The sequence below is a fragment of the Arthrobacter sp. D3-18 genome, assembly GCF_054408525.1.
The window spans coordinates 1615869-1641559 of sequence record NZ_CP096440.1; the positions used below are offsets into that span (position 1 = coordinate 1615869).

Consider the following 25691-nt stretch of genomic DNA (forward strand, 5'->3'; position numbering starts at 1 on the left):
TGCCACCAGCGAAATATAGGAGAAAGCTGGATTGTTGACCCGTTGAGGCTCTTTTTGAGGGGTGTGCCACGGCGGCGGGAACAGGGGCTAAGACCTTTCAGGAAGCTCCCAGCGAACGTCCGCTTTTGTTCCAGTTATTGGGTACATAGTTATTGGAGACGAGGACGAAAGGAAGACCCATGACGGAGAACCCAGCGCAGGGCACCGCACCAGAGAACCGCGAGCCATCGGAGCCGCGGAATACGACGGGGGAGCAGGGCGATGCCGCCGCCACCCAGCAGCAGCCTGCCTGGACTTCAGGACGCGGAGCCGGGACGGAAGGCACCGCTCAGCCCACCACTCCGCTGCCTGCCTTCCAGGCGCCAGCAACCCAGCAGCAGTCTCAGCAGCCGCAGCAGCCGCAGTACTACGGCGCTCCGCAGCAGCAGCATGATCCAGCCCACCGCCCTAGCTACCCCCAGCACCAGCCGTTCTACGGTGGTTCAAACCCCGGAACGAATGGAAATACCGGCAGCCAGTTCCACAACGCACAGGGATTCCAGCATGCCCAAGGCCAGCATGCGCAAGGCCAAAATGGCCCCGGAATGCAGCACACCAGCCACTCTTCGGCGGTAGCCAACAAGCGCAAGCCCGCATTTGGTGTCGGCACTCTTGTGGCAAGCATGCTTGCGGCGGGATTGATCGGTGGTGGTGTAGCGGCCGGAAGTAACGCGCTGTGGGATAACCCGGCCCCGGCTGCTTCAACAGGCGGGCAGTCCAGCACGGTCATCGTGAACAACAAAGACGACGTCAATGTGATTACCGCCGCGGCAGCCAAGGCATCACCCAGCGTGGTGACCATCAAGGCAACCAGCGGCAACGAGGGCGGCACGGGTTCCGGCATCATCCTTGACGACCAAGGCCATATCCTCACCAACACCCACGTCGTAACGTTGGACGGTGCTACCGCAAACGCCACCATCGAGGTCCGGACGAACGACGGAAAGGTCCTGAAGGCCACCGTGGTTGGCACGGACCCGTTGTCAGACCTCGCTGTGATCAAGGTGAGCGACGCATCGGGCTTGGTCCCGGCGACGCTGGGTGACTCGTCCAAGATCAACGTGGGGGACACCGCCGTCGCCATCGGTTCGCCGCTGGGCCTTACCGGCACGGTCACCGATGGCATTGTGTCCACGCTCAACCGCACCATCAGTGTGGCGTCCTCCGCTGTGCCGGAAGGTACACCGGATGAGAGCCAGGGCGACGACGAAGGCTTCCAGTTCGCACCGCCGAATGGTGGCCAGAGCCAGAGCACAGCCAATGAGGGTTCGATCGCCATCAACGTTATCCAGACCGATGCCGCCATCAACCCCGGTAACTCCGGCGGTGCGCTGGTGAACAGCAAGGGTGAAGTGATCGGGGTCAACGTGGCCATCGCTTCGGCGGGCAGCGGAACCTCCGAATCGTCCAGCGGAAACATCGGCGTCGGTTTCAGCGTTCCCATTAATCACGCCAAGCGCGTGGCGCAGGAGATCATCGAAACCGGTAAGGCCAGCCATGGTCAGTTCGGTGTGTCAGTTCGTTCGAAGTCGTCCACTGGCAGCGATTCAGGCTTCTCCGTGGGTGCCGAGGTTGCGTCCGTGACGTCGGGTTCGGCAGCTGCCAAGGCCGGGCTCAAGGTTGGCGACGTCGTAACCAAGTTCGGTGACTACGCCGTGAGCGATCCCAACCAGCTGACCGCAGCGGTTCGGGAGCAGCCGGCCGGTGCCAAGGTGAAGGTCACCATTCAGCGCGGTGGCCAGACGCAAGAGGTTGAGGTCACCCTCGACGCCGCCCAACAGTAGGCGCCCCAACAACAGGCGGCAAGAATAACTCACGACGGCGGACGGCACCTCCATGGTGTCGCCCGCCGTTTTGCTGTGGCCGCGCGGGCGAACTGAACACGAAAAGCATCGCGCGTAGCTGAAACAGGACTTAACGCTGGGAGTGGTTTTCTGCGGGCAATATGCTTAGCTAGGACGAGCCCACGCGCTGGGCAATTTACGGCCACGCTGCTGCGTTTGGCCGTCCACAAGCATGGAAGGCTGCTTCGAAGACAGTGGAAGAGACATTGAAGATTGTCGTTCTGGTCAAGCACGTCCCGGACGCCCAGTTCGACCGGCACATCACCGGACCTGGCAACACAACCGACCGTGAAGAGAGCATTTTGTCCGAACTGGACGAATACGCCCTCGAGGCAGCGCTCCAACTGGCGGAGGAACGTGGCGGCCCGAAGGCTGGAAACGAGGTCATTGCCTTGAGCATGGGCCCGTCCGGTGCGGTCAATGCTGTGAAGAAGTCACTCCAGATTGGTGCGTATTCCGGCGTCCACCTCAGCGATGACGCTTTGGCTGGTTCGGATGCTGCTGCCACATCGCTGGCGCTTGCGGCAGCCATCCGCCACATCTCAGCCGACGGCCGGCCGGTGGATCTGGTCCTGACGGGCATGGCCTCCACGGACGGCGAGACTTCGCTCATCCCGGCCCAGCTTGCAGAGCGTTTGTCCTTCCCGCAGGTCACATTCGCCTCCAGCCTTGAGGTTACGGGTGGCCAGGTCACGGCCCGCCGTGACGCTGGCGCCTTCTCCGAGACGGTTGAAGCCCAACTCCCTGCAGTGGTCTCGGTGACTGACCAGATCAACGAACCGCGCTATCCCAACTTCAAGGGCATCTTGGCTGCCAAGAAGAAGAAGATCGCCTCCTTGTCGCTGGCCGACATCGGTGTGGACGCCTCACAGGTAGGCTTGGCCGGCTCCTGGACAGTGGTGGAGTCTGCAGAGGCCCGACCACCGCGGACAGCAGGAACCATCATCACCGACGACGGCGACGCCGGCATCAAGCTGGTCGACTTCCTCGCCGCACAGAAGCTGCTCTAAAGGGGACTCCAACCATGGCAAATGCACTTGTTTTCATTGATAACCCGGGAGCGGCTCTCAAGAAGAGCAGCCTGGAGCTCCTGACCATCGCCCGCTCCCTGGGGGAGACCGCCGTCGCGTTCACCGGGGAGCTGCACGACGACGTCTCCGCCACCTTGGGTGCATACGGTGCCACCACGGTCTACCAGCCCTCGGTGGACGACCTCGACAACTACTTGGTGGGGCCCAAGGCGGCCTACCTCGCCGCTGCAGTGGCAGCGTCCGGAGTTACGACGGTACTCCTGGACAACTCGCCTGAGGGCAAGGAAATCGCGGGCAGGCTTGGCATCAAGCTCAACGCCGGCGTCATCACGGACGTCGTGGGCGTTGAGGCTGACGGCACCGCGCACAAGTCGGTGCTGGCGGGCTCCTATAACACCACCGCGAAGGCCACCACTCCGGTAACGGTTCTTTCGGTCAAAGCCAACAACGTGGAACCGGCGCCTGCTGGTGCGGCCACTGCGCCGGCTACTGCCACGATTGAGGTTCCATCTGACGGCTTAGCGAACTCCGCACGCATCGCGGCGCGGACCGAGAAGCCAGTCAGCGGCCGACCGGACCTCAGCGAAGCAAGGATCGTCGTTGCAGGTGGTCGTGGCGTGGACGGCGACTTCGGCCCGCTCGAAGAGCTTGCCGACGCCTTGGGCGCAGCAGTTGGAGCATCCCGCGCCGCTACCGATGCCGGATGGATCGGCCACGACGCACAGGTTGGCCAGACCGGCGTCACGGTGTCACCGCAGCTATACATTTCTGCCGGCATCTCAGGAGCCATTCAGCAAAAGGCCGGGATGCAGACTTCCAAGGTCATTGTGGCCATCAATAAGGACGCAGAATCGCCGGTTTTCGAGATTGCCGACTACGGCATCATCGGCGACCTCTTCAAGGTTCTCCCGCAGGCAACTGCGGAGATCAAGAAGCGGAAAGGCTGATCCCTTTGTCCACTGACGCCACGTCAGCAAAGAGCCCGTTCGATGCCTCTACGGAGCGCATTGAGCGGGTGCTTTGTTTTACTGCCCATCCTGACGACATCGACTTTGGCGCTGCCGGGACCATCGCTGCCTGGACGGCGGCCGGCGTCGAGGTCAGCTATTGCATCATGACTGACGGCGACGCCGGCGGCTTCGATCCGGTGGATAGGGAACGGATCACCGAACTCCGCGCAGAGGAGCAACAGCGGGCAGCCGCACTGGTGGGTGTCAAGGACATCCATTATCTGCACGAGCGTGATGGCTACCTTGAGCCGACACATGGCGTCATCAAGCAAATAGTGAAGCTGATTCGCGAAATCCGACCCGACATCGTGCTCACCATGCACCCGGAAAGGAACTGGGACCGCCTCCAGAAGAGCCATCCTGACCACCTCGCGGCAGGCGAAGCCGTTACCCGGGCGGTCTACCCGGCAGTGGAAAATCCCTTTGCCTACCCCGAGCTGGCTGCGGAGGGACTTACTGCCTACAAGCTGCCGTGGTTGTGGTTTATCTCAAGCCCGGACGCCAGGGAGAACCATTTTGTGGATGTCTCGGACCGGGTGGACGCAAAGCTTGACGCCATCCGCGTCCATGCAAGCCAGCACCCGGATATCGAAAGTATGGAGCGTGTGGTCCGGAGCATGATGTTGGCCAACGGGGAGCGTGCCGGCCTGGCCGCCGGGACCAGCGCGGAGGCCTTCCATGTAGTCTCCGTCAACGGGTCAAGTACCATCGCCGGCTTCTGACGTTGCTGTGGTGTAACCCGTGTCATATGCTTATTCTCGGTTAAATCATATTTATTCGAGGAAGGCAGACTTTGATGGCGAAGACTGCGCAGCAACCTGTACTGGTGATTATGGGAGTCTCCGGTTCAGGCAAATCGACTGTAGCCGGCGTATTGGCAGGGAAGCTTGGATGGGACCTTGCCGAAGGCGATGACCTCCATCCTGAAGCGAACGTGGCAAAGATGCACTCGGGGCAGGCCCTCAGTGATGAGGACCGCTGGCCTTGGCTTGGCATCATCTCGGAGTGGATCCGGGCACACGTGGAGGCTGGAACCCCGGCGATCATTACCTGCTCAGCACTGAAGAAGAAGTACCGCGACGTGCTCCGGGGTGAAGGTGTTGTCTTCGTCTTCCTGCAGGGGAGCAAGGACAAGATCTCGGATCGCCTTGCCTCCAGGCATGGTCACTTCATGCCGCCGTCGCTCCTGGAATCCCAGTTCGACGCTCTTGAAGAACCCACGGAAGACGAAAACCACATCTCCTTGTGCGTTTCCGCGTCGCCGGCCGAAGAAGCCGACGAAGTCATTGCACGGCTCGGTCTCCGGCCATTGGGCGCCGGTGCCGAAGTGACCGACTCGTGAGGGTTCTGGAAACAGCGACCCAGGTGCAGGAATGGACAGCGCACGACACCCAACTTCTTGTGGTGGCAGCGCTTGGCATTGCCCTCATTGTGGTGCTGATCGCAAAACTGAAACTGCATCCGTTCCTGGCGCTGGTCTTGGGGTCGGCCTTTGTTGGCTTGGCGTCAGGCGTGGAACTGGGCAAGGTCATCACCAACTTCGAGGACGGAGTTGGGGGTGTCCTCAAGGAAGTGGGCCTGCTCATTGCGCTTGGAGCCATGCTCGGGAAGTTGCTGGCTGATTCCGGCGGAGCCAACCGAGTGGTTGACACCCTGTTGGCCAAAGCCAGCGGCAACAAGCTCGTGTGGATGATCACGCTCGTGGCTGTGATCATCGGCTTGCCAATGTTTTTCGAAATCGGACTCGTTCTGTTGCTTCCGGTGATCGTCCTGGTGACTCAGCGGTCCAAGATGAAGCTGATGCGCATCGCGATCCCGGCGTTGGCTGGCCTGTCCGTGCTTCACGGACTGGTGCCGCCGCACCCGGGTCCGTTGATTGCGATCAGCGCAGTCAAAGCGGAGCTGGGAACAACACTCGGCTTAGGCATCCTCGTCGCGATCCCTACGGTCATTATTTGTGGCCCGCTCTTCTCGCGGTTGGCTGCCCGTTGGGTACCTGTTGACGCGCCGGCCGTAGCAGGGGGGATCGACACCCAGCATGCTGCCGATCTGAGTGAAGTGAAGCGCCAGCCGTCGTTCCTTGTGACACTGCTGACCATCATCTTCCCCGTGGTCCTCATGCTGCTGAAGGCCTTGGGAGGCATCATCTGGCCAAACCCTGAAACGGCACCGGCAATCAGGATCTTCTTTGACTTCGTGGGCCAGCCTCTGGTGGCCATGACGTTGGCGGTCCTTTTGGCAATCGTGACGTTCGGATACGCCGTAGGCTTCACGGGTAGCAGGATCACAGCCAAATTGGGTGAAAGCCTCGGGCCCATCGCTGCCATCCTCCTCATCGTGGGCGCCGGCGGTGGTTTCAAGCAGACCTTGATCGGTGCGGGTGTGGGCGATGCTGTCAAGAAGTGGGCCGAAGGCGCCAATATGTCGGTCCTGGTGCTCGGCTTCATCGTGGCGGTGGCTCTCCGCCTGGCTACGGGCTCGGCGACAGTGGCGACCGTGACTGCGGCGGGCATTGTGGCACCCCTCGCCAGTAGCCTAAGTCCGACGCACGCAGCCTTGCTGGCCTTGGCCATCGGCGCAGGTTCCCTGTTCCTGTCCCACGTCAACGACGCCGGATTCTGGCTGGTCAAGGAATTGTTCGGTCTTACCGTTGGGCAGACATTCAAAACCTGGTCCGTGATGGAGACGTTGATCTCCGTAGTGGGCTTCGGCTTCGTGATGCTTCTATCGCTCGTGTTGTAGCTTCGAAAACAGTGTTGTAGCTGCGAAGCAACCGACAAACGCACGACGGCGGCCGTCCCTTTGGTGGGACGGCCGCCGTCGTGCGTTACATCGCCAAGGGTCAGGCGCTGAGCCCGACCACCAGGACCGGGTCCGTGGTGGGGGCGCTGGATCCACCCGTGGGTTCTACTGTGATGGCTACCGACGAAGCTGAGGACAGCCCTTTTACAACAGCAGGTTTGGAGAGTGTCTCCGCATCCATCGTTCCCTGCGGAACAGGGGCGGAGCCGTCCTTGGGCAGGGTCCACAACTGGTAGACCTTGCCCTCCGGGGCCGGTGCGACGCCATCCATCAAAACCACGAAGGAATCTTTGGCCGATGATGCGGAGATGGTGGCCGTACCACCGCCGGGAACAGGCGCCGATTTCTTCTGGACATCCTGTGCCTGCAGCACCTGGTTGACCGGGTCATTCTGCGCAGAAACGTAGGCGCCTACTCCGATACCGCCGAGTGCAATCACGGCTGCTGCGGCAGCTCCCACGATCCATCTGCGTGCGCCACCGGCGCGTGTGCGTTCTTCGCGCTTGGCCCTGGCAGCTGCAAGGTCGTCGACGGCGGGATTTGCTACAGGCGGGACCGTCGGCTCAGCAGGGGGTCGGGTAGAGGCATCGGTGGTGATGCGTTCCATGATGTTGTCGAAGAGTCCGGCCGGGGGTGCCTCTTCCGGCGCGAAACTGACTGCCAATGCTTCGCGGGCTTCGCGGACCCGATCCAGGAACTCAGGACGTTCCGGGGCGTTTCTGATGTAGTCGTCGATCATGGCCCGCTCGTCGTCACTCACGGCGTCCAGGGCATAAATTTCCGCCAGTTCGAGAACGCGGCCCTCAGCGAGGTCGGTGGCGATGTCGTTGGCAAACATTCTGCGGATAAAGCCTCCACTGGTGTTTTCACTCATATCAACCCACCCCCAGGCAGGTCTTCAGGCGTAGTAGCCCATCGCGGATGCGGGATTTGATGGTCGGGACGGCGGCACCGAGATGCTCGGCAACTTCCCGGTAGGTCAGTCCGCCATAATATGCGAGCCGAACTGATTCGCGCTGCGTGTCCGTGAGCGTACCCAGGCAGCGGCTGACAGCTTCGGCCTCCAAATTGCTGTCGGCTTCCTCCGCCACCAGGTCGCGGTCCGGGTCCTGGCTGGCTGCGCCGTATCTCGCCTCGCGGTCAGTTGCTGCTTGCACTGCGCGGACACGGTCTATGGCCCTCCGATGGGCAATGGTCATAAGCCAAGCCAACGGGCTGCCTGCGGCGCGGTCGAATTTGGCAGCACCTTGCCAGACCTGGATATAGACCTCTTGGGTGGCGTCCTCGCTAAGGTCAGGGTCTATGAGGACGCGCCTGGCCATACCGAACACCCGCCGCGAGGTGAGGCTGTAGAACTCGGCGAAAGCCTGCTGGTCGCCTGCTGCCACGAGTTCGAGCAAGCCAGCCAGCTGCGAGTTCAGATCAGTCGCAGAGCCGGTAGCTTCGGAGACCGGGGGGCCGGGATTGTTGGGGATGTCCATCACCGTCCAGCATATGTCGTCCCGTTTGAAACCGGCAGCATGACGGGATTGCGTCGAAGGCGCGGCGGTGCAGCGGCTTGCCGTTATCACCCTGGTCTGCAGCGCGCTCACGTAGGCTCCCTCAACGAATGTCCAAGGCAGGAATTGTCCTGCATAAGGTATTCGGTGCTGTGATCCCGTTGGATGGGCTACACCTTGGCGCCGGCAAATCCGTTCTGCCGCCAAGCTTCAAACACGGCGATCGAAGCAGCATTGGCCAGGTTGAGCGAACGAAGCGAAGGCTTCATAGGAAGGCGGACACGCGCTGTAACGTGCGGATCCTGTTTGAGCCAATCCGGCAGACCCACGGATTCCGGACCGAACATCAGGACGTCGCCCTCGCGGTAACTGATGTCCGTATAGGACGTCTCACCGTCGGAGGTGTAGGCGAAAACCCGTTCCGGCTTGAGCGCAGCCCAGGCAGCCTCGATGTCCTTGTGGACAGTAACTACGGCGAGATCGTGGTAATCAAGGCCGGCACGACGCAGCTTTGCATCGGAAAAATCGAAGCCGAGGGGCTCCACCAAGTGAAGCTCGGCCCCTGTGATGGCGGCCAAACGGATGGCGTTGCCCGTATTGCCCGGGATTTCTGGAGTGTGGAAGAGGATGCGGAACACTGTCCTATCTTAGTCAGCCGCGTAGAAGCCGGCTGCGCCTAGTGCATTCCGCGAAGCAGCCGTGCCAGGACAGGTATCACCACGGTGTTCGGCGCTGGCCCTGAACTGAGAAATTGCTTGAGCCCTCTTACAAGCCCTGCCGCGTTGACTACTTCCACCGGGTTGTGGCTGGAAACGCCCTTGCCGTATTGGTCGATAACTGGTTCGTGGAGGTTGCCGTCAGGACTGTGCAGAACCACCCAGCCGGTGACATTGAGTTCGGGAAAAAGGTCCTGCATGTGGCGGACGATGTGCGCGAGCTGCGGAGGAGCTACCGAACGCCCGCCGTGCCGCAGCGAATGGCCATCCCAGGCGTAGGCGCCTTTGGGCAGCAGCATGGAACCGATCAACGCCAGCCGGTAGCCGGAAAGGACGGCGTGATCGATGTGATTGTTGTCCGACGGTGAACGCAGCCCGTTGATCAGGCGGGCAGCGGGTATGGCGGGCAAAACCTGCCGGCTGATGAGCTGAACCGTGCGCATCTCTCGTTGGATGCGGGCCTCGGCTCCAAATATGCCCCGTTTGCGGGGGAGTCCGTGGACCTGCTGGGCCGCTTCCGCCGCTGAAATGAGCGGAACCTCGTTGGGATCGTCAAACGCAGGGACATAGACCGGGGGGTCGCCCGCAGTATTGCGCTGGGCCTGGGGTCGCTTGACGTTTGTCGTGGCGGAAGGACCCGGCGCGGCAGTGCCGGTGTAGTCCCCGGGCCGGGGCTGACTGACGCTCGAGGCTCCACGGGCGTACCTTCGGTCGTATTCGGCCCGCCGTTTGGGATCAATCAGGGTTTCGTACGCGAGGGTCACACGCCGGAACATCTCGGCTTCTCCACCGTGGTCAGGGTGGGCCTTCCGGGCAGCCTTGCGGTAGGCCACTTTGATCTCCTTGTCCGTAGCTGTGACGGAGACGCGGAGAACCTGATAGTGCGAGCTGTTGCCCTCGGCCAAGCACGGGCCCTTCTCTGTGATGATGGTGCGCTTCGGAAGAGGCGCGGTACTGGCAAGTTTATCCAGCCACTATGTGAACGTCGGTAACGGGGCCCGTGGTTCCCGCTGGCATAATTCACGCTGTGAACCCCTCGGCAACCGATAACAGCCTGAGCATGCCGAAGAAAATCGCTGTCGCCATCAACCCTGCTGCCTCCTTCGGCCGAGGGCGCAATGCCGGGCACCAAGCCGTAGGCCTCCTCCGCGCCGGCGGCCTGGACGTCGTCGTACTTGAAGCGGACGACTACGACGCCCTGCGGAGGGCGGTGGACGTGACCTTGGCAGCTGGTGTGGAGGCGTTGGTAGTGGTGGGTGGCGACGGCATGGTCCATCTGGGTGTCAATGCGCTCGCCGGGCTGGACCTTCCCCTCGGCATTGTTCCCGCTGGAACAGGCAACGATGTGGCGAGGCTGTTGGCCTTGCCTCTGAACGACACTGGTGCCGCGTGCCGCGGGCTGCTGGCTGCGCTGGAGACGGGCGGGCGCAGGATCGACGTCGGACGGGTCGCCGCAGGTGGTGAGACGACATACTTCGCCGGTGTCCTGTCTGCCGGCTTTGATGCAGCCGTAAACGAACGGGCCAATGCCTGGCGGTGGCCCCGAGGGAAGATCCGGTACAACCTTGCCATGCTCAGGGAACTGGTGTCCTTCCGGCGCATTACCTACACCGTGACCGCCGATTGCGTGACCTGGCGTCAACCTGCCTTGCTCATCTCAGTGGCCAACGGACAGTCCATTGGCGGGGGCATGCAGATTACCCCTGACGCGGTTCCCGACGACGGGTGGCTGGACATGTTTGTGGTGAAGCCCTTGTCGCGGCTCAGCTTCCTTGCCGTTTTTCCCAAGGTTTTCGCGGGGAAGCACACCAACCATCCTGCCGTGGAGATCAAACGCGTCCGGAAAGTGCAGTTGGACGCCGAAGGGGTAGTTGCCTACGCCGACGGCGAGCGCATCGCCGAGTTGCCCGTCGTGGTTGACCTTGTTCCCGCAGGCCTATGGGTGCTTGCCTAGTGTTTGTGCGGTGCTGGCGGAGCCTGGTTGCCGCGGACGGCTAGACTCGATCGCGGCGACAAGCCGCGGTAGCCGGAAATCCGGCGGCATGGCTCGGACAGCAGCGCTCAGACAGCAGACAGGGAGAAATGGTGGGGAACAACGTTCGACGTCGACTGGCTGGCTTGGTTTCCGCCGGAGCCGCAGGCGTCCTGCTGGCTGGCTGTACGGTCAACGTTCCTGATCCGGCAGCTCCGAAGCCTTCGCCATCGGTATCCACGCTGGCGACTCCCACTATCACTCCCGGACACGACGCGGCCGCGGTGGCCGCGAAGGACTTGCCGCTGGCAGCAGGTGGAACCTTGGCGCCGGGGGAGCCAGTGACTGTGTCCACGCGGTTGGAGGAAGTGCCTGGCTGGTCGGTGGTTCACTCGGCCCTGCAGGGTGAAACCAGATACAAGAAGACGGACGGGTGCATGCTCGCGGTCCGGGTCAGTGTGAATCAGGGTCCGTTGGTGGTGGCTGGCGATGACGTCGCTTCAACCAAGGAATTGTTCCATTACTTAGATGCTGGTGTTGCGGTGGACAGCCTGAAAACGGGGTCGTTGCGCTGGGGGGAAGACTCCGACACACCGCAACACAGCGTTGAGTTCCTCAGTTTGGAATCCTCTTCAGCATCCGGGGCCCAGTCAGCTGTTGTCTTGGCAAGGTTGTTCAGCGCCCCTGCATCCTCGGTGTATGTCTCCCTGGCATGCCCGGATGACAAGAGCTTGGCCCCGGCGCGCGCTGAGATCATGGCCCAGCTCGTCGTGGTGCCGCCGTCCTGATCCATACGCTTGGCGCGGCTAGCCAATAAAGCAGCGATTCTTGTTTTTAGAGTTACCGTTGATGCATGGGCACTTTTGATCTCCCTTGGATCCGCAGAATCGCGGCCGTCGCTGCCTTGGGCGATCAGAACCGCCGCAAGCTGTATGAATACGTTTTGAATTCAGACGGCGCGGTGGGGCGGGAGGAGGCTGCCTTGACGCTGGACTTGCCCCGCAGTTCGGTGTCTTTCCATTTGGACCGTTTGGTTCGCGAAGGACTCCTGCAAGTCGAGTTCAGAAAGTCGCCCGACAGGACGGGTCCAGGTTCGGGGCGGCCGTCAAAGCTCTACAGGCCCATGGTCGATGAGATCGGCGTCTCCATCCCGGAGCGGCACTATGACCTCGCCGGCCACCTCATGGCAGCAGCCATCCAGCGCGCTGAGGCCGACGCCGCACCCGTTGAGGCAACCTTGCATGACGTCGCTGCAGCCAAGGGAAGGGAAGTGGGAAGGCCCGGCGATTTCCTGGGTGTGATCTCCGAGCTGGGATACGATCCCACCACCGATGCCGCCGGAGGATACCGCCTGCTCAACTGTCCGTTCCATCGCCTGTCGAGGGACCATAAGGACGTGGTGTGCGGCATGAACGGCGCTTTCCTCAGGGGCGCTGCGACGGCCTCCGGACTCAGTGCCGCCGTCGTCGTACCGGATCCGGACCATAGCCCGGGGCGCTGCTGTGCGCGCATCACCGCCCTTGAGGGGGATTTCTGAGTGGTCGGCTCCTGAGCGCTCGTCCTCGGTAGAATTGCAGGGTGCCTGTTTACCTTGACCATGCTGCAACCACGCCCCTGTCGGCCCAAGCGCTGGCTGTCATGACGCGCGAGCTCGCGCGGACGGGGAATCCTTCGTCGCTGCACGGCGCAGGGCGCCGCGCGAGGCGGGCGGTAGAGGATGCCCGGGAGACGCTTGCGGCGGCTGCCGGGGCGCATCCATCGGAGGTTATTTTCACCTCAGGCGGGACTGAAGCGGACAACCTGGCAGTCAAGGGGCTGTATTGGGCCAGGCGGGACGAGAACCCCCGCCGCACGCGCATCCTTTGCTCCGCCGTCGAGCATCATGCGGTCATGGATACCGTTGAGTGGCTTGAAAAGCACGAAGGCGCGCACATTGTATGGCTTCCCGTAGATGCTGAGGGGAAGGTCATGCTGGACGTCATTAAGCATGAAATCGAACGGGAGCCCGAATCGGTAGCCCTGATCACTGTGATGTGGGCCAACAATGAAGTAGGCACCATCCAGCCGGTTAAGGACGTCGTAGAGCTGGCCAAGCCGCATGGCATCCCGGTCCACTCCGACGCTGTTCAGGCTTTCGGTTCCGTTCCCGTGGATTTTCGTGCCTCCGGACTCTCCGCGATGTCCGTCTCCGGACACAAGCTTGGTGGTCCCGTGGGGGTCGGCGCCCTTTTCCTGGGGAGGGCTGTGAAGCTGACGCCGGTGCAGCACGGCGGAGGCCAAGAGCGCGATGTCCGTTCCGGGACATTGGACACTCCCGCAATTGCGGCCTTTGCCGCAGCCGCCGAGGCTGTGACCGCAAACCTGGACTGTGAACGTGAACGCCTCTGCTCGTTGCGCGACCGCCTCATTCGCGGGGTACTAGAGTCGGTTCCGGACGCGGTGCTGAGGGGTGCTCCGAGGGCCGGTCGGCTGCCGGGAAACGCCCACTTCACCTTCCCTGGTTGTGAAGGCGACTCACTGTTGTTTCTCTTGGATCTGGCAGGTGTTGAATCCTCGACGGGTTCGGCATGTACCGCTGGGGTGCCCCGGCCGTCGCACGTCCTCCTGGCCATGGGCTTGGATGAGGATACCGCCCGCGGAGCCCAGCGATTTACCTTGGGTCACAGTTCCACCGAGGCGGATGTGGACGCGCTGCTTAAGGCACTTCCCGAGGCGTGCCTCAGGGCCAGGCAGGCAGGAATGGCTGGTCATGAATCCAGCATTCAAACAGCGGCGACGGAAGCCCGACAAGCCTCAACGGAAACTTTGTAGCGGCTTCTGCTATCCGGGCACCAGCTCGTTCAGTGGTGCTCCGGGATCCTTTAGTTTCGCGACATCTACCGGGACACGGCTCGAAATCAAGGCCTTGATGGATTTCTGGACCCGGCTCTGGTTGACGCTCATTCCGGCTACTACGTTGCCGTCCCTCAACCAGAAAGCCATGAAGCTGCCCTCTTCCACCGATCCGCGGATCACCGGTGGGATTCCGGAGGTCAGTGAGGGAAAGCCCGAGTACTCCATGCTTAGGCTGAACTGGTCCGTATAGAAGTAGGGCACCACATCAAGGCGGGCCTCCAAGTCCATCATGGTCTTTGCCGACACCTTGCCGCCGTTGAGCGCGTTGGCCCAATGCTCGCTGCGATGGTGTTCGCCGGTAAAGGGGTGTAATGCGTTGGCGACGTCCCCCGCGGCCAGCACATCCGGAGCGCTGGACCTCATTCCGGCATCCACCAGTATTCCATTGCGTATTTCAAGTCCTGCAGCTTCGGCAAGTGCTGTGTCCGGTACGACGCCGACGGCAACGATGACGACGTCGGCAGGCAGCGTTTCGCCGGTATTGGTGCGAACCGCCGTCGCTTTGCCGTCCTGACCATCGATTCCGGCGGCGCTTGCCGGGAGGCGGAAACTGACGCCTTGGTCTTCATGGAGCCGTTGGAAGTATGCGCCGAGTTCAGGTCCTATGGCGGCGCTGAGGGGTATGTCTTCCAGTCCCAGCAGTGTGACGTCGTTGCCGTACGTGCGGGCTGCCGCGGCCAGCTCCATGCCGATCCATCCGGACCCGATCATCACCACCCTCCGCCCTCCGTCTTTCAGGAGGGACTGAAGCCGCAGGCTGTCATCCAGTGTCCGGAAGGTCATGACTCCCTCAAGGTCTGCACCAGGAAGCGGGATGGTACGAGGCCTGGCGCCTGTGGCCAGGAGCAGTTTGGAGTAGCTGAGGCGTTGGCCATTGGCCAAAGTAACCTCATGACCAGCCGGGTTGATCCGGCTGACGGCGCTGCCAAGGAGAAGCTCAACGTCATTCTCCCCATACCAGGCTTCGGGTAATACCAGGGCAGAATCTGCGTCAGCTTTACCCAAGAGGAATTCCTTGGACAGGGGCGGGCGTATATAGGGTGTCCGATGCTCGGCGGCCACCAGGGTGACGTCCCCTCTGTAGCCCTCGGCCCGGAGGGTTTTTGCCGCAGTAGCCCCGGCGAGCCCACCGCCCGCAATAACCATATGGTTGTTTGCCATGTCAGCTCGATTCTAAAACCAATAATTTTGACTTTAGAAGCATGGGTGGAGCCAGTCAAGAGGTTTTAGGGCGGGCGCGGCACTACGGGCTAGAATAGATGGGCACGCCGACTCTTCCCAGCCGGATCAAGTGCTTCACATCCCACAGATACAGAAAGCCAGCATGCGAGTACTTGCAGCAATGAGCGGCGGAGTAGATTCCGCTGTGGCCGCAGCCCGAGCCGTTGAGGCCGGACACGACGTCGTCGGAGTCCACCTTGCGTTGTCGCGTATGCCTGGCACCCTGCGCACAGGAAGTCGGGGCTGCTGCACCATCGAGGATTCGCGCGATGCTTGGCGTGCCTGCGACGTCCTGGGTATTCCCTACTACGTGTGGGACTTCTCGGAGCGCTTCAAGGAAGATGTCGTCCAGGACTTCATTGATGAGTACGCTGCGGGTAGGACGCCCAACCCTTGCATGCGGTGCAATGAACGGATCAAGTTCGCCGCTCTTCTGGAAAAGGCCATTGCGCTGGGCTTCGACGCCGTGTGCACCGGTCACTATGCCAAAGTCATCGAAGACGCCGACGGCAACCGGGAGCTCCACCGCGCCGCCGATTGGGCCAAGGACCAGAGCTACGTTCTAGGTGTCCTGACCCACGAGCAACTTAAGCACTCCATGTTCCCGTTGGCGGACACCCCTTCCAAGGCCGAGGTGCGTGCCGAGGCCGAGCGTCGCGGACTGTCCGTGGCCAACAAGCCGGACAGCCACGACATTTGCTTTATTTCCGACGGCGACACCCGCGGATGGTTGGCTGAAAAGATTGACATGACCACCGGTGACATCGTTGACGAAACCGGTGTCAAGGTTGGCGAACATGCCGGTGCCAACGCGTTCACGGTGGGGCAGCGGCGCGGCCTGAAGCTGGGAACCCCCGCGGCAGACGGTAAGCCCCGGTTTGTTCTGGAAATCCGCCCCAAGGAAAACAAGGTAGTTGTGGGACCGGAAGCACTGCTGGCGATCGATGAGATTCGCGGCATCAAGGTCTCGTGGGCCGGCTTGCCCATTTCCGAAGTTGCCACCGGCGCTGAGTTCGACTGCCACGCGCAGGTCCGGGCGCACGGCGATCCTGTTCCGGCAATCGCACGCGTGGAATCCGTTGCTGACGAAACCGGTGTGGAGCGTGCCCAGCTCGTTGTCACGCTGACGGATCCGCTGAGGGGCGTGGCGCCGGGCCAAACCGTCGTTCTCTATCAGGGCAGCCGCGTCCTGGGGCAGGCCACCATTGACGCCGCCCGCTCACTTCAGCGGGAAGTCCTCTAGGAGCCAGCACCTTTCCAGCAAAACCTACTGGAAAGTAAATTTTGTGTCTCGAATCACAAAATGAAGGGTTCGTGGCCTTCGAAGTCTGATTGAATCGTGGAATCAAGAGTGTGCGCCGTCACAAATATCCCACGGCGGCGCGCCGAATCCATCGAACAGAAGGTTCACCAGATGGCACTGAACAAGAAGGCCCTGCACGGCGTTATCGCGCTGGCGGGCATTTCCGCGCTCGCCCTGACGGCATGCACGGGTCCCTCCGGCGGCGGTTCATCATCCGCACCGGCTACCGCAGGCCCCATCGCCTACGGCACTACTGACAAAGTCACGTCGCTGGATCCCGCAGGGTCCTATGACAACGGTTCGTTTATGGTGATGAACCAGGTCTACTCATTTCTCTTGAATTCCAAGCCCGGCGGTGCGGAGCCCGTTCCCGACCTCGCCGAATCGTCGTCGTTCACGGCGCCGTCGGAATACACTGTCAAGCTCAAGTCGGGCCTCAAATGGGCCAACGGGCACACCTTGGACTCCAAGGACGTCAAACACTCCTTTGACCGGCAGGTGGCAATCAACGATCCCGCCGGGCCGGCCTCGCTGCTGACCAACATCGAAAGCGTTAGTACGCCCGATGCCACCACGGTGGTATTCAAGTTGAAGAATGCGAACGACCAAACGTTCAGCCAGATCCTCAGCAGCCCTGCCGCGCCGATCGTGGACGATGAAGTCTTCCCGGCCGACAAGATTCTTTCGGACGACGAGATCATCAAGGCGAACGCGTTCTACGGCCAGTACACGATTGACAGCTACAAGAAGAACGAACTGGTCAGCTTCAAGGCCTTCGCTGACTACCAAGGCGTTCTTGGCAAGCCCGCCAACGATGCTGCCACCATCAAGTATTACGCCAGCCCCACCAACCTGAAGCTCGAAATCCAGCAGGGCGCAATTGACGTTGCCTTCCGCAGCCTGAGCGCCACGGATATCGACGACCTCCGCAAGGACAACAAGGTCAAGGTCCTCACCGGACCGGGTGGCGAGATCCGCTACATCACCTTCAACTTCGACACCATGCCGTACGGAACAAAGGCAGCCGGCGCAGACCCTGCAAAGGCACTCGCAGTTCGCCAGGCCGTGGCCAACCTCGTTGACCGACAGGCCATCGCTGACCAGGTATACAAGGGCACCTACCTGCCCCTGTACTCCAACGTTCCGAGCGGATTCCTCGGCGCCAACGAGTCGTTCAAGGACGCCTATGGCGACGCCGGAAAGCCAAGCCTGGACAAGGCAAAGAAGGTCCTGACGGACGCCGGCATCACCGAACCGGTGGCACTGAACCTGCAGTACAACCCGGATCATTACGGCGGATCCTCCGGCGATGAATACGCCATGGTCAAGGAGCAACTGGAGAAGTCCGGTCTCTTCACCGTGAACCTGCAGTCCACCGAATGGGTCACTTACAGCAAGGCCAGCCGTGCCGACGAGTACCCGTTGTTCCAGTTTGGCTGGTTCCCGGACTTCAGCGACTCCGATAACTACCTGACGCGTTCTTCCCGGAAGGCGGCTTCCTGAAGAACCACTACAACAATCCCGAAGTCAATGAGCTGATCGCCAAGCAGCTGACGGATGCGGACAAGACCAGCCGCGAGGCTGCCATCAAGGATGTCCAGAACGCCCTGGCCAAGGACATCTCCACTCTGCCCCTGCTCCAAGGCGCCCAGGTGGCGGTAGCCGGAAGCGGAGTGAACGGCGTCGAGAAGACGCTGGACCCATCCTTCAAGTTCCGTCTCGGAGTAATTTCCAAGTAACCGCACCTTTGTGAAGAAAAGGGAGGCGGGACACTGATCCGGTGTCCCGCCTCCTTTGCTGACCACCTACGCGGCTGGCTCGCATGTGACAACCCCGCGCAATCCACGGGCAGGAAATGCAGGTAACAATGACAACACTTATTGAGGTTCCCGAGGCTGAGCCCGGCATCGTTGCTCCCAAGAGCAAGTCCAAGGCCGGGGGAGGGCTGGGCAGATACATCGTGGTCAGGTTTTTCCTGATCATCCCCACTGTCTTCATCTTGGTGACTCTCGTCTTCTTCCTGATGCGGGTCATCGGAGACCCCATCACGGCATCGCAAGGCGGACGACTGCCCCCGGACGTCCTGGCCCAACGAATACAAGAGGCCGGCTACGATCGGCCCGTCCTGGTCCAGTACTTCGAATACCTGGGCCAGCTCATCACCGGCAATTTTGGCAGCACCATCACCGACCGGCGGCCTGTGGTGGAAGTACTTACCACCTTCGGCGCAGCCACACTCGAGCTGTCGATCAACGCACTGATCGTCGCGCTCGCAGTCGGCATCCCGTTCGGGCTCATTGCCGCGCAGCACCGGGACAAGACTCCTGACGCGTTTCTGAGGTTCTTCGCCATCCTCTGCTACGCCACACCCGTATTCTTCTCCGGGCTCCTCCTCAAACTCACGTTTTCCGTGTGGCTTGGGTGGTTCCCCGTGGCCGGTCGCGCTTCTACGCGGACGGAACTGACCATGAGCGGCCTGGCTGCACCGTCAGGCATTTACTGGCTGGACGCATTACGCAGCGGCAATTTCGCAGCCCTGGGGGACATCGTCGCCCACGCGGTGCTCCCCGCAGTAGCCCTCGGATTGTTGACCGCCGGCGTCTTTCTGCGACTGGTGCGCACAAACGTCATCGGGACGCTGGGAAAGGACTACGTCGAGGCCGGGCGTTCCCGCGGTGTCAGTGAGTTCCGCCTGGTGACCAAGCACGCCTACAAGCCTGCACTGATTCCCATCATTACGGTCATGGGCCTGCAAATTGCCCTGATGCTGGGCGGTGCCATCCTCACTGAAACCACATTTGAGTGGAAGGGCCTGGGCTATCAGCTGGTGCAGTACCTGAACGCGCGCGACTTTGTCGCCGTCCAAGGAATCGTTGTGTTGCTGGCCATCATTGTGGCTGTCACCAACTTCGTGGTGGACATCATTGCCGCACTCATCGACCCTCGAGTGAGGTACTGACCATGAGCACTTCCCAATTGACCCGGCCCAAACAGCCCTTGTTCTTGAGGCTGCCCGTAATCAGCCATCTGAAGAAAAGCGTAGGACTTCAGCGCGGCATGCTCATTGTGGGTATCGTCCTTAGCGGACTCTTCATCCTTACGAGCATCTTTGCGCCTCTCCTTGCTCCCTATGGCTACTCGCAACTCAGCGATGCATCCGGTTCGTTTCCCACCCAGGAAGCTCCGAACTCCAAGCACCTGCTGGGTACAACCGTGGGCGGCTACGACGTCCTGTCACGGGTGATTTGGGGTTCCCAAACAGCGGTGACAGTCATCGTTGTTTCTGTGGCGATGTCCCTGTTCCTCGGTGTCGCCCTTGGTCTGCTCAGCGGTTATTTCGGAGGGTGGCTGGACAGAATTCTGGTGGTTGTAGCGGATGCCATCTATGCGTTTCCCACCCTGCTCCTGGCAATCGTCATTTCCATCGTGATCAGCCGGGGACAATCCAGTTTCTGGGGCGGCATCTTCTCGTGCGCTTTCTCCATCACGGTGGTCTTTGTCCCGCAGTACTTCCGGGTCATCCGGGCAGAGACCATTCGCCTCAAGGCCGAGCCCTTCGTCGAGTCGGCCAAAGTCCTCGGGGCTTCCAGCGTGCGCATTATCGGGAGGCACATCTTCAAGAACGCCACCAGGACCCTGCCGCTCATGTTCACCCTGAACGCTTCCGAGGCGATCCTGACGCTCGCTGGCCTGGGCTTCCTTGGCTTCGGTATCGAGCCCACATCAGCTGCTGAATGGGGGTTTGACCTCAACAAGGCACTGGCGGACACCTCGTCCGGTATTTGGTGGACGGGCGTCTTCCCCGGGATCGCGATCGTTCTCACCGTCCTGGGGCTGACCCTCGTGGGCGAGAGCATCAACGACCTCAATGACCCCCGGATCCGCGGACGCAAACGCGCGGGCAGGACGCCAGCACCAACAACAGCAGGAACGCCTTCAAACCCGGCAGAGGCAGGCAAGCCATGACCACTAACCTCGGAAATGTGTCAGACCACGTCAGCACCGAGCAGCAGCCTGTACTAACCATCGATCGGCTCCAAGTCACCTTCGCCACTGATGGCGGGGACGTTCATGCTGTAAAGGACGTCAGCCTGGAAGTTGGAGCCGGTGAAGTAGTGGCCATCGTGGGGGAATCGGGTTCCGGCAAAACCGTGACAGCCAAAACCATCCTGGGCCTGCTTCCGGAAACTGCTATCAGCTCCGGTGCCGTGGTGATCAACGGCAATAACGTCATCAGCGTCAGTAAATCCACGCTTCGGAAAATCCGTGGCCGGGATGTTGCCATGGTGTTCCAGGAGCCTTCCACAGCCCTGAACCCGGTCTTCACCGTGGGCTGGCAGATTGCCGAAGGTATCCGAGCACACGCCACCGACGGCCGTCGCATTTCCGCCAAGGAAGCCAAGCACCGGGCAACCGAGGCGCTCCGTAAGGTGGGCATCCCGGATCCTGAGACGCGGGTCAACTACTACCCGCACCAGTTCTCAGGCGGCCAGAAGCAACGCGTAGTGATTGCTGCGGCCTTGGCCCTCAACCCGGGACTGATCGTTGCGGATGAGCCCACCACCGCGCTGGATGTCACAGTCCAGGCTGAAATCCTGCAGCTCCTGCGCGACCTAAGGGACAACTACGGCACCTCAATCGTGCTCATCACGCACAACATGGGAGTGGTCGCAGATTTGGCCGACCGCGTAGTTGTCATGTACCAGGGCGACGTCGTGGAGGAGGCTCCTTCCCGGGTCCTGTTTGCTGAACCCCGGCAGGAATACACCAGGAAACTGCTGGCCGCAGTGCCGCACCTCGGACGAAACTCGGCATCCGAGGGTGCCCGTGGGCGGCTCCACCAGGGAGGCAAAATCCTGGTGGAAGCAAAGAACCTCACCATCGAATACCCCGGGCGTTTCGGCAGGCACGGGTTCAAGGCCGTGGACAATGTCAGTTTTACGGTGTCGGAGAATGAGGTTTTCGGACTGGTAGGTGAGTCCGGTTCCGGAAAATCCACGATCGGACGGGCCATCGCGGGCCTGACCCGAACCACCGGCGGCAGCCTGAAGGTTCTTGGGTACGAGATGCTGGACTTCAAAGAACGTACCTTCCGACCGCTCCGCAAAGAGATCGGCTTCGTTTTCCAGGATCCGGCGGCGTCCTTCAATCCGCACCTCACCATCGGCGAGTGCGTCGCAGAGCCGCTGCTCATCCACACCAAGCCGGGTGCCGCTGAGGCGAGGAAAAAGGTAGGTGAGCTGCTCGAATCAGTCCAACTGCCGGCGTCGTACGCGGAGCGCTACCCGCACGAGCTGTCCGGTGGGCAGCGGCAGCGCGCATCCTTGGCGAGGTCGCTGGCGCTCAACCCGCGCCTCCTGATCGCCGACGAACCCACGTCCGCCTTGGATGTCTCAGTGCAGGCCAAAGTATTGGACCTGTTCAAGGACATACAGGAACAGTACGGCTTCGCGGCTCTATTCATCAGCCACGACCTCGCAGTAGTGGACATGTTGTCCCACTGGGTTGGCGTCTTGTACAAGGGCCAGTTGGTGGAGCAGGGGATCGGGAACCATGTGATGGGCTCACCGCAGCACGATTACACCAAGAGGCTCATAGCCTCGCTGCCGGTGCCGGACCCCGACGAACAAGCACGACGGCGGGAAGCGCACCGCACTCTGCTTGGCGGCTAGATCGTCCACGGAAAATCGATGCAACATAGAGAAGGTACGCCCCTCACTGTGAAGGGCGTACCTTCTCCGCGTTAAGGGATGCGGCAATAGCTGAGGTCATGGTTGCTTTGCCGTGCCCGTCCCGGCCAGCAGGTAACACCCGCGGCGGCACCGCCCCACACCATAGACTGGGGAGCATGACCGAGCAGAACAACGCCCTTCCCGATGACGCCGATTCCTTCAACCCGGCAGCGAGCTCCCTGGCCGGCCAAGTGGACCGTGCCGTCATGGATGAGCTGCTGTCCATCCGGTCCAGCATCGACAACATTGACGCAACATTGGTCTTCCTGCTCGCGGAACGCTTCAAGGCCACCCAGAAGGTAGGAATCCTGAAGGCCACCCACAAGCTTCCCGCCGGAGATCCGGGCCGCGAATCGGCCCAGATCGCTCGTTTGCGGCGGCTCGCCGAGGACGCGCACCTCGATCCAGCCTTCGCAGAAAAATTCCTCAACTTCATCATCAGCGAAGTGATCCGCCACCACGAGGCAATCGCCGAGGATCACCAGATTTCCAGCCAGCAGGCCTGACCCGTGGCGGAAATGGGTAATCTGCGCGCCAGCGCCACAGCACTGGGACCATGGCCCGGAAGCGATCCAGCTGAGGCAAACCGGATCATTCGGGGCGAACTGGGAGACCCCCACCTTCCTTTCCTGCCCGAACTGCCTGGTCGCGGGGTGGGCTCGGATGCTGTCGGCAGGACCGGTTCACTGCTTGTTGATTTGGCAATCGATGTCCAACCGCACGGCTGGCGCCTGGTGGACAAGCCCGGGAAGGATGCCCAGCGCGCCCGCTCGGCACTCTCGACGGACATCAATGTTCTCGCCGACATCGCCGGTGCCGAGGATGTGTCCGCAACGGAGTTCAAAATCCAGTTGATCGGTCCCCTGAGTCTTGCCGCTAATCTTTACCTGCACAATGGCGAACGGGCACTCCTGGACTACGGAGCCCGCAGGGACATCGCGGAATCTTTGGCCGCCGGCGTCGCAGAGCACCTCAGCCGGATCGCCTCTGCGCTCCCGGGTGCCCGTTTGGTGGTTCAGATTGACGAGCCGGACATCGCATCCGTCATGGCCGGCACGATCCCGACGGCGAGTGGCTACCGAACGTTGCGGTCCATATCCGGGGAGGAAGTGACAGGCGCATGGCGGGTGGTGATCGAGGCTCTCAAGTCCGCGGGCGTCGTCGAGGCCGTGGTCTCCGTACCGGAAATTGAAGCGCCCATCGAGCGAATCCTCGCAGCGGGAGCCGACGGCGTCGCGGTGCCCCTGAAAGCCTTGACGACCCGCCAGTGGGAGCAGCTTGCTGCAGCCGTCGAGGACGGAAAACGCGTGTGGGCGGGCGCTCTACCTACCAGTGAGACACAGGCGCAACTGCCACGCACGGCCGAGGTTGTTGAAAGCATCTGGAAGCCGTGGCGGCAGCTCGGGCTTCCTGCCTCGGGCCTGGCGGGACTCCGCGTCACTCCCTCGACGGGGCTGGCGGACTTCAAGCCTTCAACGGCCAAGGACGTGCTGACGAAACTGACCCAAGTGGCTGACGGACTTGACCAGCTGGCTCAGGGCTGACTGCAGAAGAGTCAGATTCTCTGTTCCCAGCGGTCTGGTTCCGCATAACGGGGCAGCGAGGTGCCGGGGGCCGCTCCTGGCAGATACGGTGCCAGGCGGTAGTCGAAGCGTCCTGCATATACAAGGACCAAGCCGATCTGCGGCTGGATGACTTTGACTTGGATGCGGTGCTTGCGCTCCGCGCTATCCCACCACTGCTCCGCGTAGGCACGCGCATCAAGTGCCTCCGGCAACGGTATTCGCAGGGGCCCCAGAAAGAGTCTGCTTGCTTTGGACACGCCACGAAGGCGGCCCTCCTGAGTAACGCTGACATCCAGGTCCGTGACCAAGCGGCGATAACGCCCCACGTGGTCTACCAACCGGGCTTTCCGATGGTTGGGGCCAGACAGGATGGCACTCGTCGTATCGTGGAACAACCGTGTACCTGAGGGGAAATAGATCTCCCGGCGGGCAGTCAGAGCCGGGCGTCCGAAAGGATCCAGATGGGCATGGTTTTCGATCCGGAACGGAATGCCCTCACCGTATTCGGGGAAGAAAGCCTCCTCGCTCCGTGTGAGTGCGAGCAATGGTCGCAACCACTTCTGTCGGCACCCCACAACGTCGAAGATTCCTTCGCCGATTCCATACGATCCTGAGCCGGCAGCCAACGAAAAATACTCCCGGAGCTGCGGAGTCAACCGGCTGAACTCTTCACCGAGTGCCAGCTGGTAGATGGGCGTATTCATTGCGGTCCTTCCTTGTATCTGAAACTAAACCCTGGAACTAAAGCCTTCCGGCTGCTTTGAGCCTTATGTAAGCATCAGCGAGCAGGGGAGGAACTTCGTGGGGTTCGGCATCCACCACTTCGGCTCCAAGTTGCCGGAGTTGGGCGGTCACCGCGGAACGCTCCAACAGTGCGCGTTCGGCGGCGGCAGCTCGGAAAACCTGGCTGGCCGTGGTTCTTTCTTCTTTCATGGCAGAAAGCAGGGGATCCCGAACCGAGGCCACCACCACAACGTGTTGGCGCGACAATTGAGCCACAGTGGGGAGGAGCCCTTCTTCGGGTGCGCCGCCGTCGAGCGCCGTCAAGAGAACCACCATGGACCGGTGCGCAGAGACGGCCCGCACCTGTGCCGGAACCTGCTGCCAATCGAGTTCGATCAGTTCAGTTTCCAAGGGCGCCATGGCTTGGACGAGTTGACCCAGCAGATTGCCTTTTGAGGCCGATTCAACGCGTGCGCGGAGTCGCCGATCATAAGCGAGGAAGTCCACGCGGTCGCCTCCGCGCTCGGCCAGCACTGCGAGCAGCAGCGCCGCTTCAATTCCGGTATCGAGCCGCGGTTCATCCTCGATTCGGGCGGCTGCTGTGCGTGAAGTATCAAGCACGATGACCACGCGCCGGTCGCGCTCCGGGCGCCACGTCCGTACCACCACTGAAGTCCGCCGCGCTGTGGCGCGCCAATCGATGGACCGGACATCGTCACCGCGGACGTAGTCGCGGAGTGAGTCGAATTCGGTGCCGGCCCCACGGATCTGTACGGCGGCCCTGCCATCCAACTCCCTGAGCTTCCGGAGTTTGGAAGGGAGATGACGCTTTGAATGGAACGGGGGGAGGACCCGCAGTTGGCCAGGTAGAGCGCGGGTCCGCTGCCTTGCGGCCAAACCCATGGGGCCGAACGATCGGATGGTCACGTGGGGGCTTTTGAGGTCGCCGCGACGACGAGGAATCAGGGTCACGGTCATGCGGCGACGCTCTCCGGACGGTACTACCAAGGACTGTGAAGGGTTCACTGCGCCGGCGGAGGGCTGCCACGTGTCTTTTACCTCGGCGCGCAGCTTGCGCCGCGTGCCATTAGTGACAGTGACAACGGAGTCCATCTTGCCCTCAAGCGTCACGTTTCCAGGATGCCTGCGTTCCAAGGCAAGCTTCGCGGGCGAGGCCGCCAAGACAAGATCAATAACCAGCAAGAACAGCAGTCCCAAGGCCACGAACAGGACAGTGCTCCACGTGGGAAAAACCACCAACGGCACCAAACCCAGAAGGGCCAGCAACACGAAACGACCCGTAATGGCCACTCAAGCCCCCTCGGCCGACGCCGGCGGG

At 61.6% G+C, this 25691-nt stretch carries 23 protein-coding genes and 1 pseudogene; 17 read left to right on the plus strand and 7 right to left on the minus strand.

Annotation, left to right across the window (positions count from 1 at the left end):
* Window positions 1–179: 179 nt before the first annotated feature.
* The 6 genes from M1D89_RS09570 to M1D89_RS09595 all read left to right on the plus strand — a co-directional run bounded on the left by M1D89_RS09570 (window position 180) and on the right by M1D89_RS09595 (window position 6666).
* On the plus strand, window positions 180–1823 hold the full coding sequence (locus M1D89_RS09570; RefSeq protein ID WP_498650081.1) for a S1C family serine protease: 1644 nt from the start codon (window positions 180–182) through the stop codon (window positions 1821–1823).
* A gap of 266 nt (window positions 1824–2089) precedes the next feature.
* Window positions 2090–2893, plus strand: a complete 804-nt coding sequence (locus M1D89_RS09575) for an electron transfer flavoprotein subunit beta/FixA family protein (RefSeq protein ID WP_498650084.1) — start codon at window positions 2090–2092, stop codon at window positions 2891–2893.
* 14 nt (window positions 2894–2907) lie between these two features.
* The gene (locus M1D89_RS09580) at window positions 2908–3861 is read left to right on the plus strand and encodes an electron transfer flavoprotein subunit alpha/FixB family protein (protein WP_498650086.1); all 954 of its coding nucleotides are present in this window, start codon (window positions 2908–2910) and stop codon (window positions 3859–3861) included.
* A gap of 5 nt (window positions 3862–3866) precedes the next feature.
* Window positions 3867–4646 carry a PIG-L deacetylase family protein gene (locus tag M1D89_RS09585; RefSeq protein ID WP_498650089.1) on the plus strand — a complete coding sequence of 260 codons (780 nt, stop codon included), beginning with the start codon at window positions 3867–3869 and terminating at the stop codon, window positions 4644–4646.
* A 74-nt stretch (window positions 4647–4720) separates the two neighbouring features.
* Window positions 4721–5266 carry a gluconokinase gene (locus M1D89_RS09590; protein ID WP_498650091.1) on the plus strand — a complete coding sequence of 182 codons (546 nt, stop codon included), beginning with the start codon at window positions 4721–4723 and terminating at the stop codon, window positions 5264–5266.
* Window positions 5263–6666, plus strand: coding sequence for a GntT/GntP/DsdX family permease (locus M1D89_RS09595; RefSeq protein ID WP_091468631.1), 1404 nt, complete (start codon window positions 5263–5265; stop codon window positions 6664–6666). The genes M1D89_RS09590 and M1D89_RS09595 overlap by 4 nt, the downstream gene beginning before the upstream one ends.
* Window positions 6667–6766: 100 nt before the next feature.
* Here the strand turns inward: M1D89_RS09595 and M1D89_RS09600 are convergent, their stop codons facing one another.
* The 4 genes from M1D89_RS09600 to M1D89_RS09615 all read right to left on the minus strand — a co-directional run bounded on the left by M1D89_RS09600 (window position 6767) and on the right by M1D89_RS09615 (window position 9846).
* The gene (locus M1D89_RS09600) at window positions 6767–7600 is read right to left on the minus strand and encodes an anti-sigma factor (RefSeq protein ID WP_498650093.1); all 834 of its coding nucleotides are present in this window, start codon (window positions 7598–7600) and stop codon (window positions 6767–6769) included.
* A gap of 1 nt (window position 7601) precedes the next feature.
* The gene (gene sigK, locus M1D89_RS09605; RefSeq protein WP_498650927.1) at window positions 7602–8207 is read right to left on the minus strand and encodes an ECF RNA polymerase sigma factor SigK; all 606 of its coding nucleotides are present in this window, start codon (window positions 8205–8207) and stop codon (window positions 7602–7604) included.
* Between the two features lie 188 nt (window positions 8208–8395).
* Window positions 8396–8863, minus strand: coding sequence for a tRNA (cytidine(34)-2'-O)-methyltransferase (locus tag M1D89_RS09610; protein WP_011775373.1), 468 nt, complete (start codon window positions 8861–8863; stop codon window positions 8396–8398).
* A gap of 38 nt (window positions 8864–8901) precedes the next feature.
* A complete protein-coding gene (locus M1D89_RS09615; protein WP_498650096.1) occupies window positions 8902–9846 on the minus strand; it encodes a J domain-containing protein in 945 nt (314 codons plus the stop codon).
* A 155-nt stretch (window positions 9847–10001) separates the two neighbouring features.
* On the opposite strand from M1D89_RS09615, the gene M1D89_RS09620 reads away from it, so the two are divergent.
* The 4 genes from M1D89_RS09620 (at window position 10002) to M1D89_RS09635 (ending at window position 13724) form a co-directional block, all read left to right on the plus strand.
* Window positions 10002–10895 (plus strand): diacylglycerol/lipid kinase family protein, encoded by an 894-nt coding sequence (locus M1D89_RS09620; protein ID WP_498650928.1) that lies wholly within the window; start codon window positions 10002–10004, stop codon window positions 10893–10895.
* A gap of 128 nt (window positions 10896–11023) precedes the next feature.
* Window positions 11024–11701: a hypothetical protein gene (locus M1D89_RS09625; protein ID WP_498650097.1), complete on the plus strand. Its 678-nt coding sequence runs from the start codon at window positions 11024–11026 to the stop codon at window positions 11699–11701.
* Between the two features lie 65 nt (window positions 11702–11766).
* On the plus strand, window positions 11767–12450 hold the full coding sequence (locus M1D89_RS09630; protein ID WP_498650098.1) for a helix-turn-helix transcriptional regulator: 684 nt from the start codon (window positions 11767–11769) through the stop codon (window positions 12448–12450).
* A gap of 41 nt (window positions 12451–12491) precedes the next feature.
* Window positions 12492–13724: a cysteine desulfurase family protein gene (locus M1D89_RS09635; protein WP_498650100.1), complete on the plus strand. Its 1233-nt coding sequence runs from the start codon at window positions 12492–12494 to the stop codon at window positions 13722–13724.
* 9 nt (window positions 13725–13733) lie between these two features.
* On the opposite strand, the gene M1D89_RS09640 is transcribed toward M1D89_RS09635, so the two are convergent.
* Window positions 13734–14969 carry an NAD(P)/FAD-dependent oxidoreductase gene (locus tag M1D89_RS09640; RefSeq protein WP_498650101.1) on the minus strand — a complete coding sequence of 412 codons (1236 nt, stop codon included), beginning with the start codon at window positions 14967–14969 and terminating at the stop codon, window positions 13734–13736.
* 181 nt (window positions 14970–15150) lie between these two features.
* Here M1D89_RS09640 and mnmA point away from each other — a divergent pair, with 181 nt between their 5' ends.
* The 7 genes and pseudogenes from mnmA to M1D89_RS09675 all read left to right on the plus strand — a co-directional run bounded on the left by mnmA (window position 15151) and on the right by M1D89_RS09675 (window position 23608).
* Window positions 15151–16272: a tRNA 2-thiouridine(34) synthase MnmA gene (mnmA, locus tag M1D89_RS09645; RefSeq protein WP_498650929.1), complete on the plus strand. Its 1122-nt coding sequence runs from the start codon at window positions 15151–15153 to the stop codon at window positions 16270–16272.
* 171 nt (window positions 16273–16443) lie between these two features.
* A pseudogene (locus tag M1D89_RS09650) lies at window positions 16444–18071 on the plus strand (ABC transporter substrate-binding protein).
* A 128-nt stretch (window positions 18072–18199) separates the two neighbouring features.
* A complete protein-coding gene (locus M1D89_RS09655; protein WP_091468608.1) occupies window positions 18200–19291 on the plus strand; it encodes an ABC transporter permease in 1092 nt (363 codons plus the stop codon).
* A 2-nt stretch (window positions 19292–19293) separates the two neighbouring features.
* Window positions 19294–20298, plus strand: coding sequence for an ABC transporter permease (locus tag M1D89_RS09660; RefSeq protein ID WP_498650103.1), 1005 nt, complete (start codon window positions 19294–19296; stop codon window positions 20296–20298).
* A complete protein-coding gene (locus tag M1D89_RS09665) occupies window positions 20295–22004 on the plus strand; it encodes a dipeptide ABC transporter ATP-binding protein (protein ID WP_498650105.1) in 1710 nt (569 codons plus the stop codon). Before M1D89_RS09660 ends, M1D89_RS09665 begins: the two co-directional genes overlap by 4 nt.
* 176 nt (window positions 22005–22180) lie before the next feature.
* The gene (locus M1D89_RS09670) at window positions 22181–22570 is read left to right on the plus strand and encodes a chorismate mutase (RefSeq protein WP_054808477.1); all 390 of its coding nucleotides are present in this window, start codon (window positions 22181–22183) and stop codon (window positions 22568–22570) included.
* 12 nt (window positions 22571–22582) lie between these two features.
* Window positions 22583–23608: a uroporphyrinogen decarboxylase/cobalamine-independent methonine synthase family protein gene (locus M1D89_RS09675; protein WP_498650107.1), complete on the plus strand. Its 1026-nt coding sequence runs from the start codon at window positions 22583–22585 to the stop codon at window positions 23606–23608.
* 11 nt (window positions 23609–23619) lie between these two features.
* Here M1D89_RS09675 and M1D89_RS09680 read toward each other — a convergent pair whose 3' ends face one another.
* Together M1D89_RS09680 and M1D89_RS09685 are read right to left on the minus strand one after the other, a co-directional pair.
* On the minus strand, window positions 23620–24333 hold the full coding sequence (locus M1D89_RS09680) for a DUF4166 domain-containing protein (RefSeq protein WP_498650108.1): 714 nt from the start codon (window positions 24331–24333) through the stop codon (window positions 23620–23622).
* Between the two features lie 37 nt (window positions 24334–24370).
* Window positions 24371–25663, minus strand: a complete 1293-nt coding sequence (locus tag M1D89_RS09685; protein WP_498650110.1) for a DUF58 domain-containing protein — start codon at window positions 25661–25663, stop codon at window positions 24371–24373.
* Window positions 25664–25691 lie beyond the last annotated feature (28 nt).

What these genes read in the sequence shown, in the direction of transcription:
- M1D89_RS09570 (WP_498650081.1), top strand. Translation starts at nt 180, where the DNA reads ATGACGGAGAACCCAGCGCAGGGCACCGCACCAGAGAACCGCGAGCCA.
- M1D89_RS09580 (WP_498650086.1), top strand. Translation starts at nt 2,908, where the DNA reads ATGGCAAATGCACTTGTTTTCATTGATAACCCGGGAGCGGCTCTCAAG.
- M1D89_RS09590 (WP_498650091.1), top strand. Translation starts at nt 4,721, where the DNA reads ATGGCGAAGACTGCGCAGCAACCTGTACTGGTGATTATGGGAGTCTCC.
- M1D89_RS09600 (WP_498650093.1), bottom strand. Translation starts at nt 7,600, where the DNA reads ATGAGTGAAAACACCAGTGGAGGCTTTATCCGCAGAATGTTTGCCAAC.
- sigK (WP_498650927.1), bottom strand. Translation starts at nt 8,207, where the DNA reads ATGGACATCCCCAACAATCCCGGCCCCCCGGTCTCCGAAGCTACCGGC.
- M1D89_RS09620 (WP_498650928.1), top strand. Translation starts at nt 10,002, where the DNA reads ATGCCGAAGAAAATCGCTGTCGCCATCAACCCTGCTGCCTCCTTCGGC.
- M1D89_RS09625 (WP_498650097.1), top strand. Translation starts at nt 11,024, where the DNA reads ATGGTGGGGAACAACGTTCGACGTCGACTGGCTGGCTTGGTTTCCGCC.
- M1D89_RS09630 (WP_498650098.1), top strand. Translation starts at nt 11,767, where the DNA reads ATGGGCACTTTTGATCTCCCTTGGATCCGCAGAATCGCGGCCGTCGCT.
- M1D89_RS09640 (WP_498650101.1), bottom strand. Translation starts at nt 14,969, where the DNA reads ATGGCAAACAACCATATGGTTATTGCGGGCGGTGGGCTCGCCGGGGCT.
- mnmA (WP_498650929.1), top strand. Translation starts at nt 15,151, where the DNA reads ATGAGCGGCGGAGTAGATTCCGCTGTGGCCGCAGCCCGAGCCGTTGAG.
- M1D89_RS09655 (WP_091468608.1), top strand. Translation starts at nt 18,200, where the DNA reads ATGACAACACTTATTGAGGTTCCCGAGGCTGAGCCCGGCATCGTTGCT.
- M1D89_RS09660 (WP_498650103.1), top strand. Translation starts at nt 19,294, where the DNA reads ATGAGCACTTCCCAATTGACCCGGCCCAAACAGCCCTTGTTCTTGAGG.
- M1D89_RS09665 (WP_498650105.1), top strand. Translation starts at nt 20,295, where the DNA reads ATGACCACTAACCTCGGAAATGTGTCAGACCACGTCAGCACCGAGCAG.
- M1D89_RS09670 (WP_054808477.1), top strand. Translation starts at nt 22,181, where the DNA reads ATGACCGAGCAGAACAACGCCCTTCCCGATGACGCCGATTCCTTCAAC.
- M1D89_RS09675 (WP_498650107.1), top strand. Translation starts at nt 22,583, where the DNA reads ATGGGTAATCTGCGCGCCAGCGCCACAGCACTGGGACCATGGCCCGGA.
- M1D89_RS09680 (WP_498650108.1), bottom strand. Translation starts at nt 24,333, where the DNA reads ATGAATACGCCCATCTACCAGCTGGCACTCGGTGAAGAGTTCAGCCGG.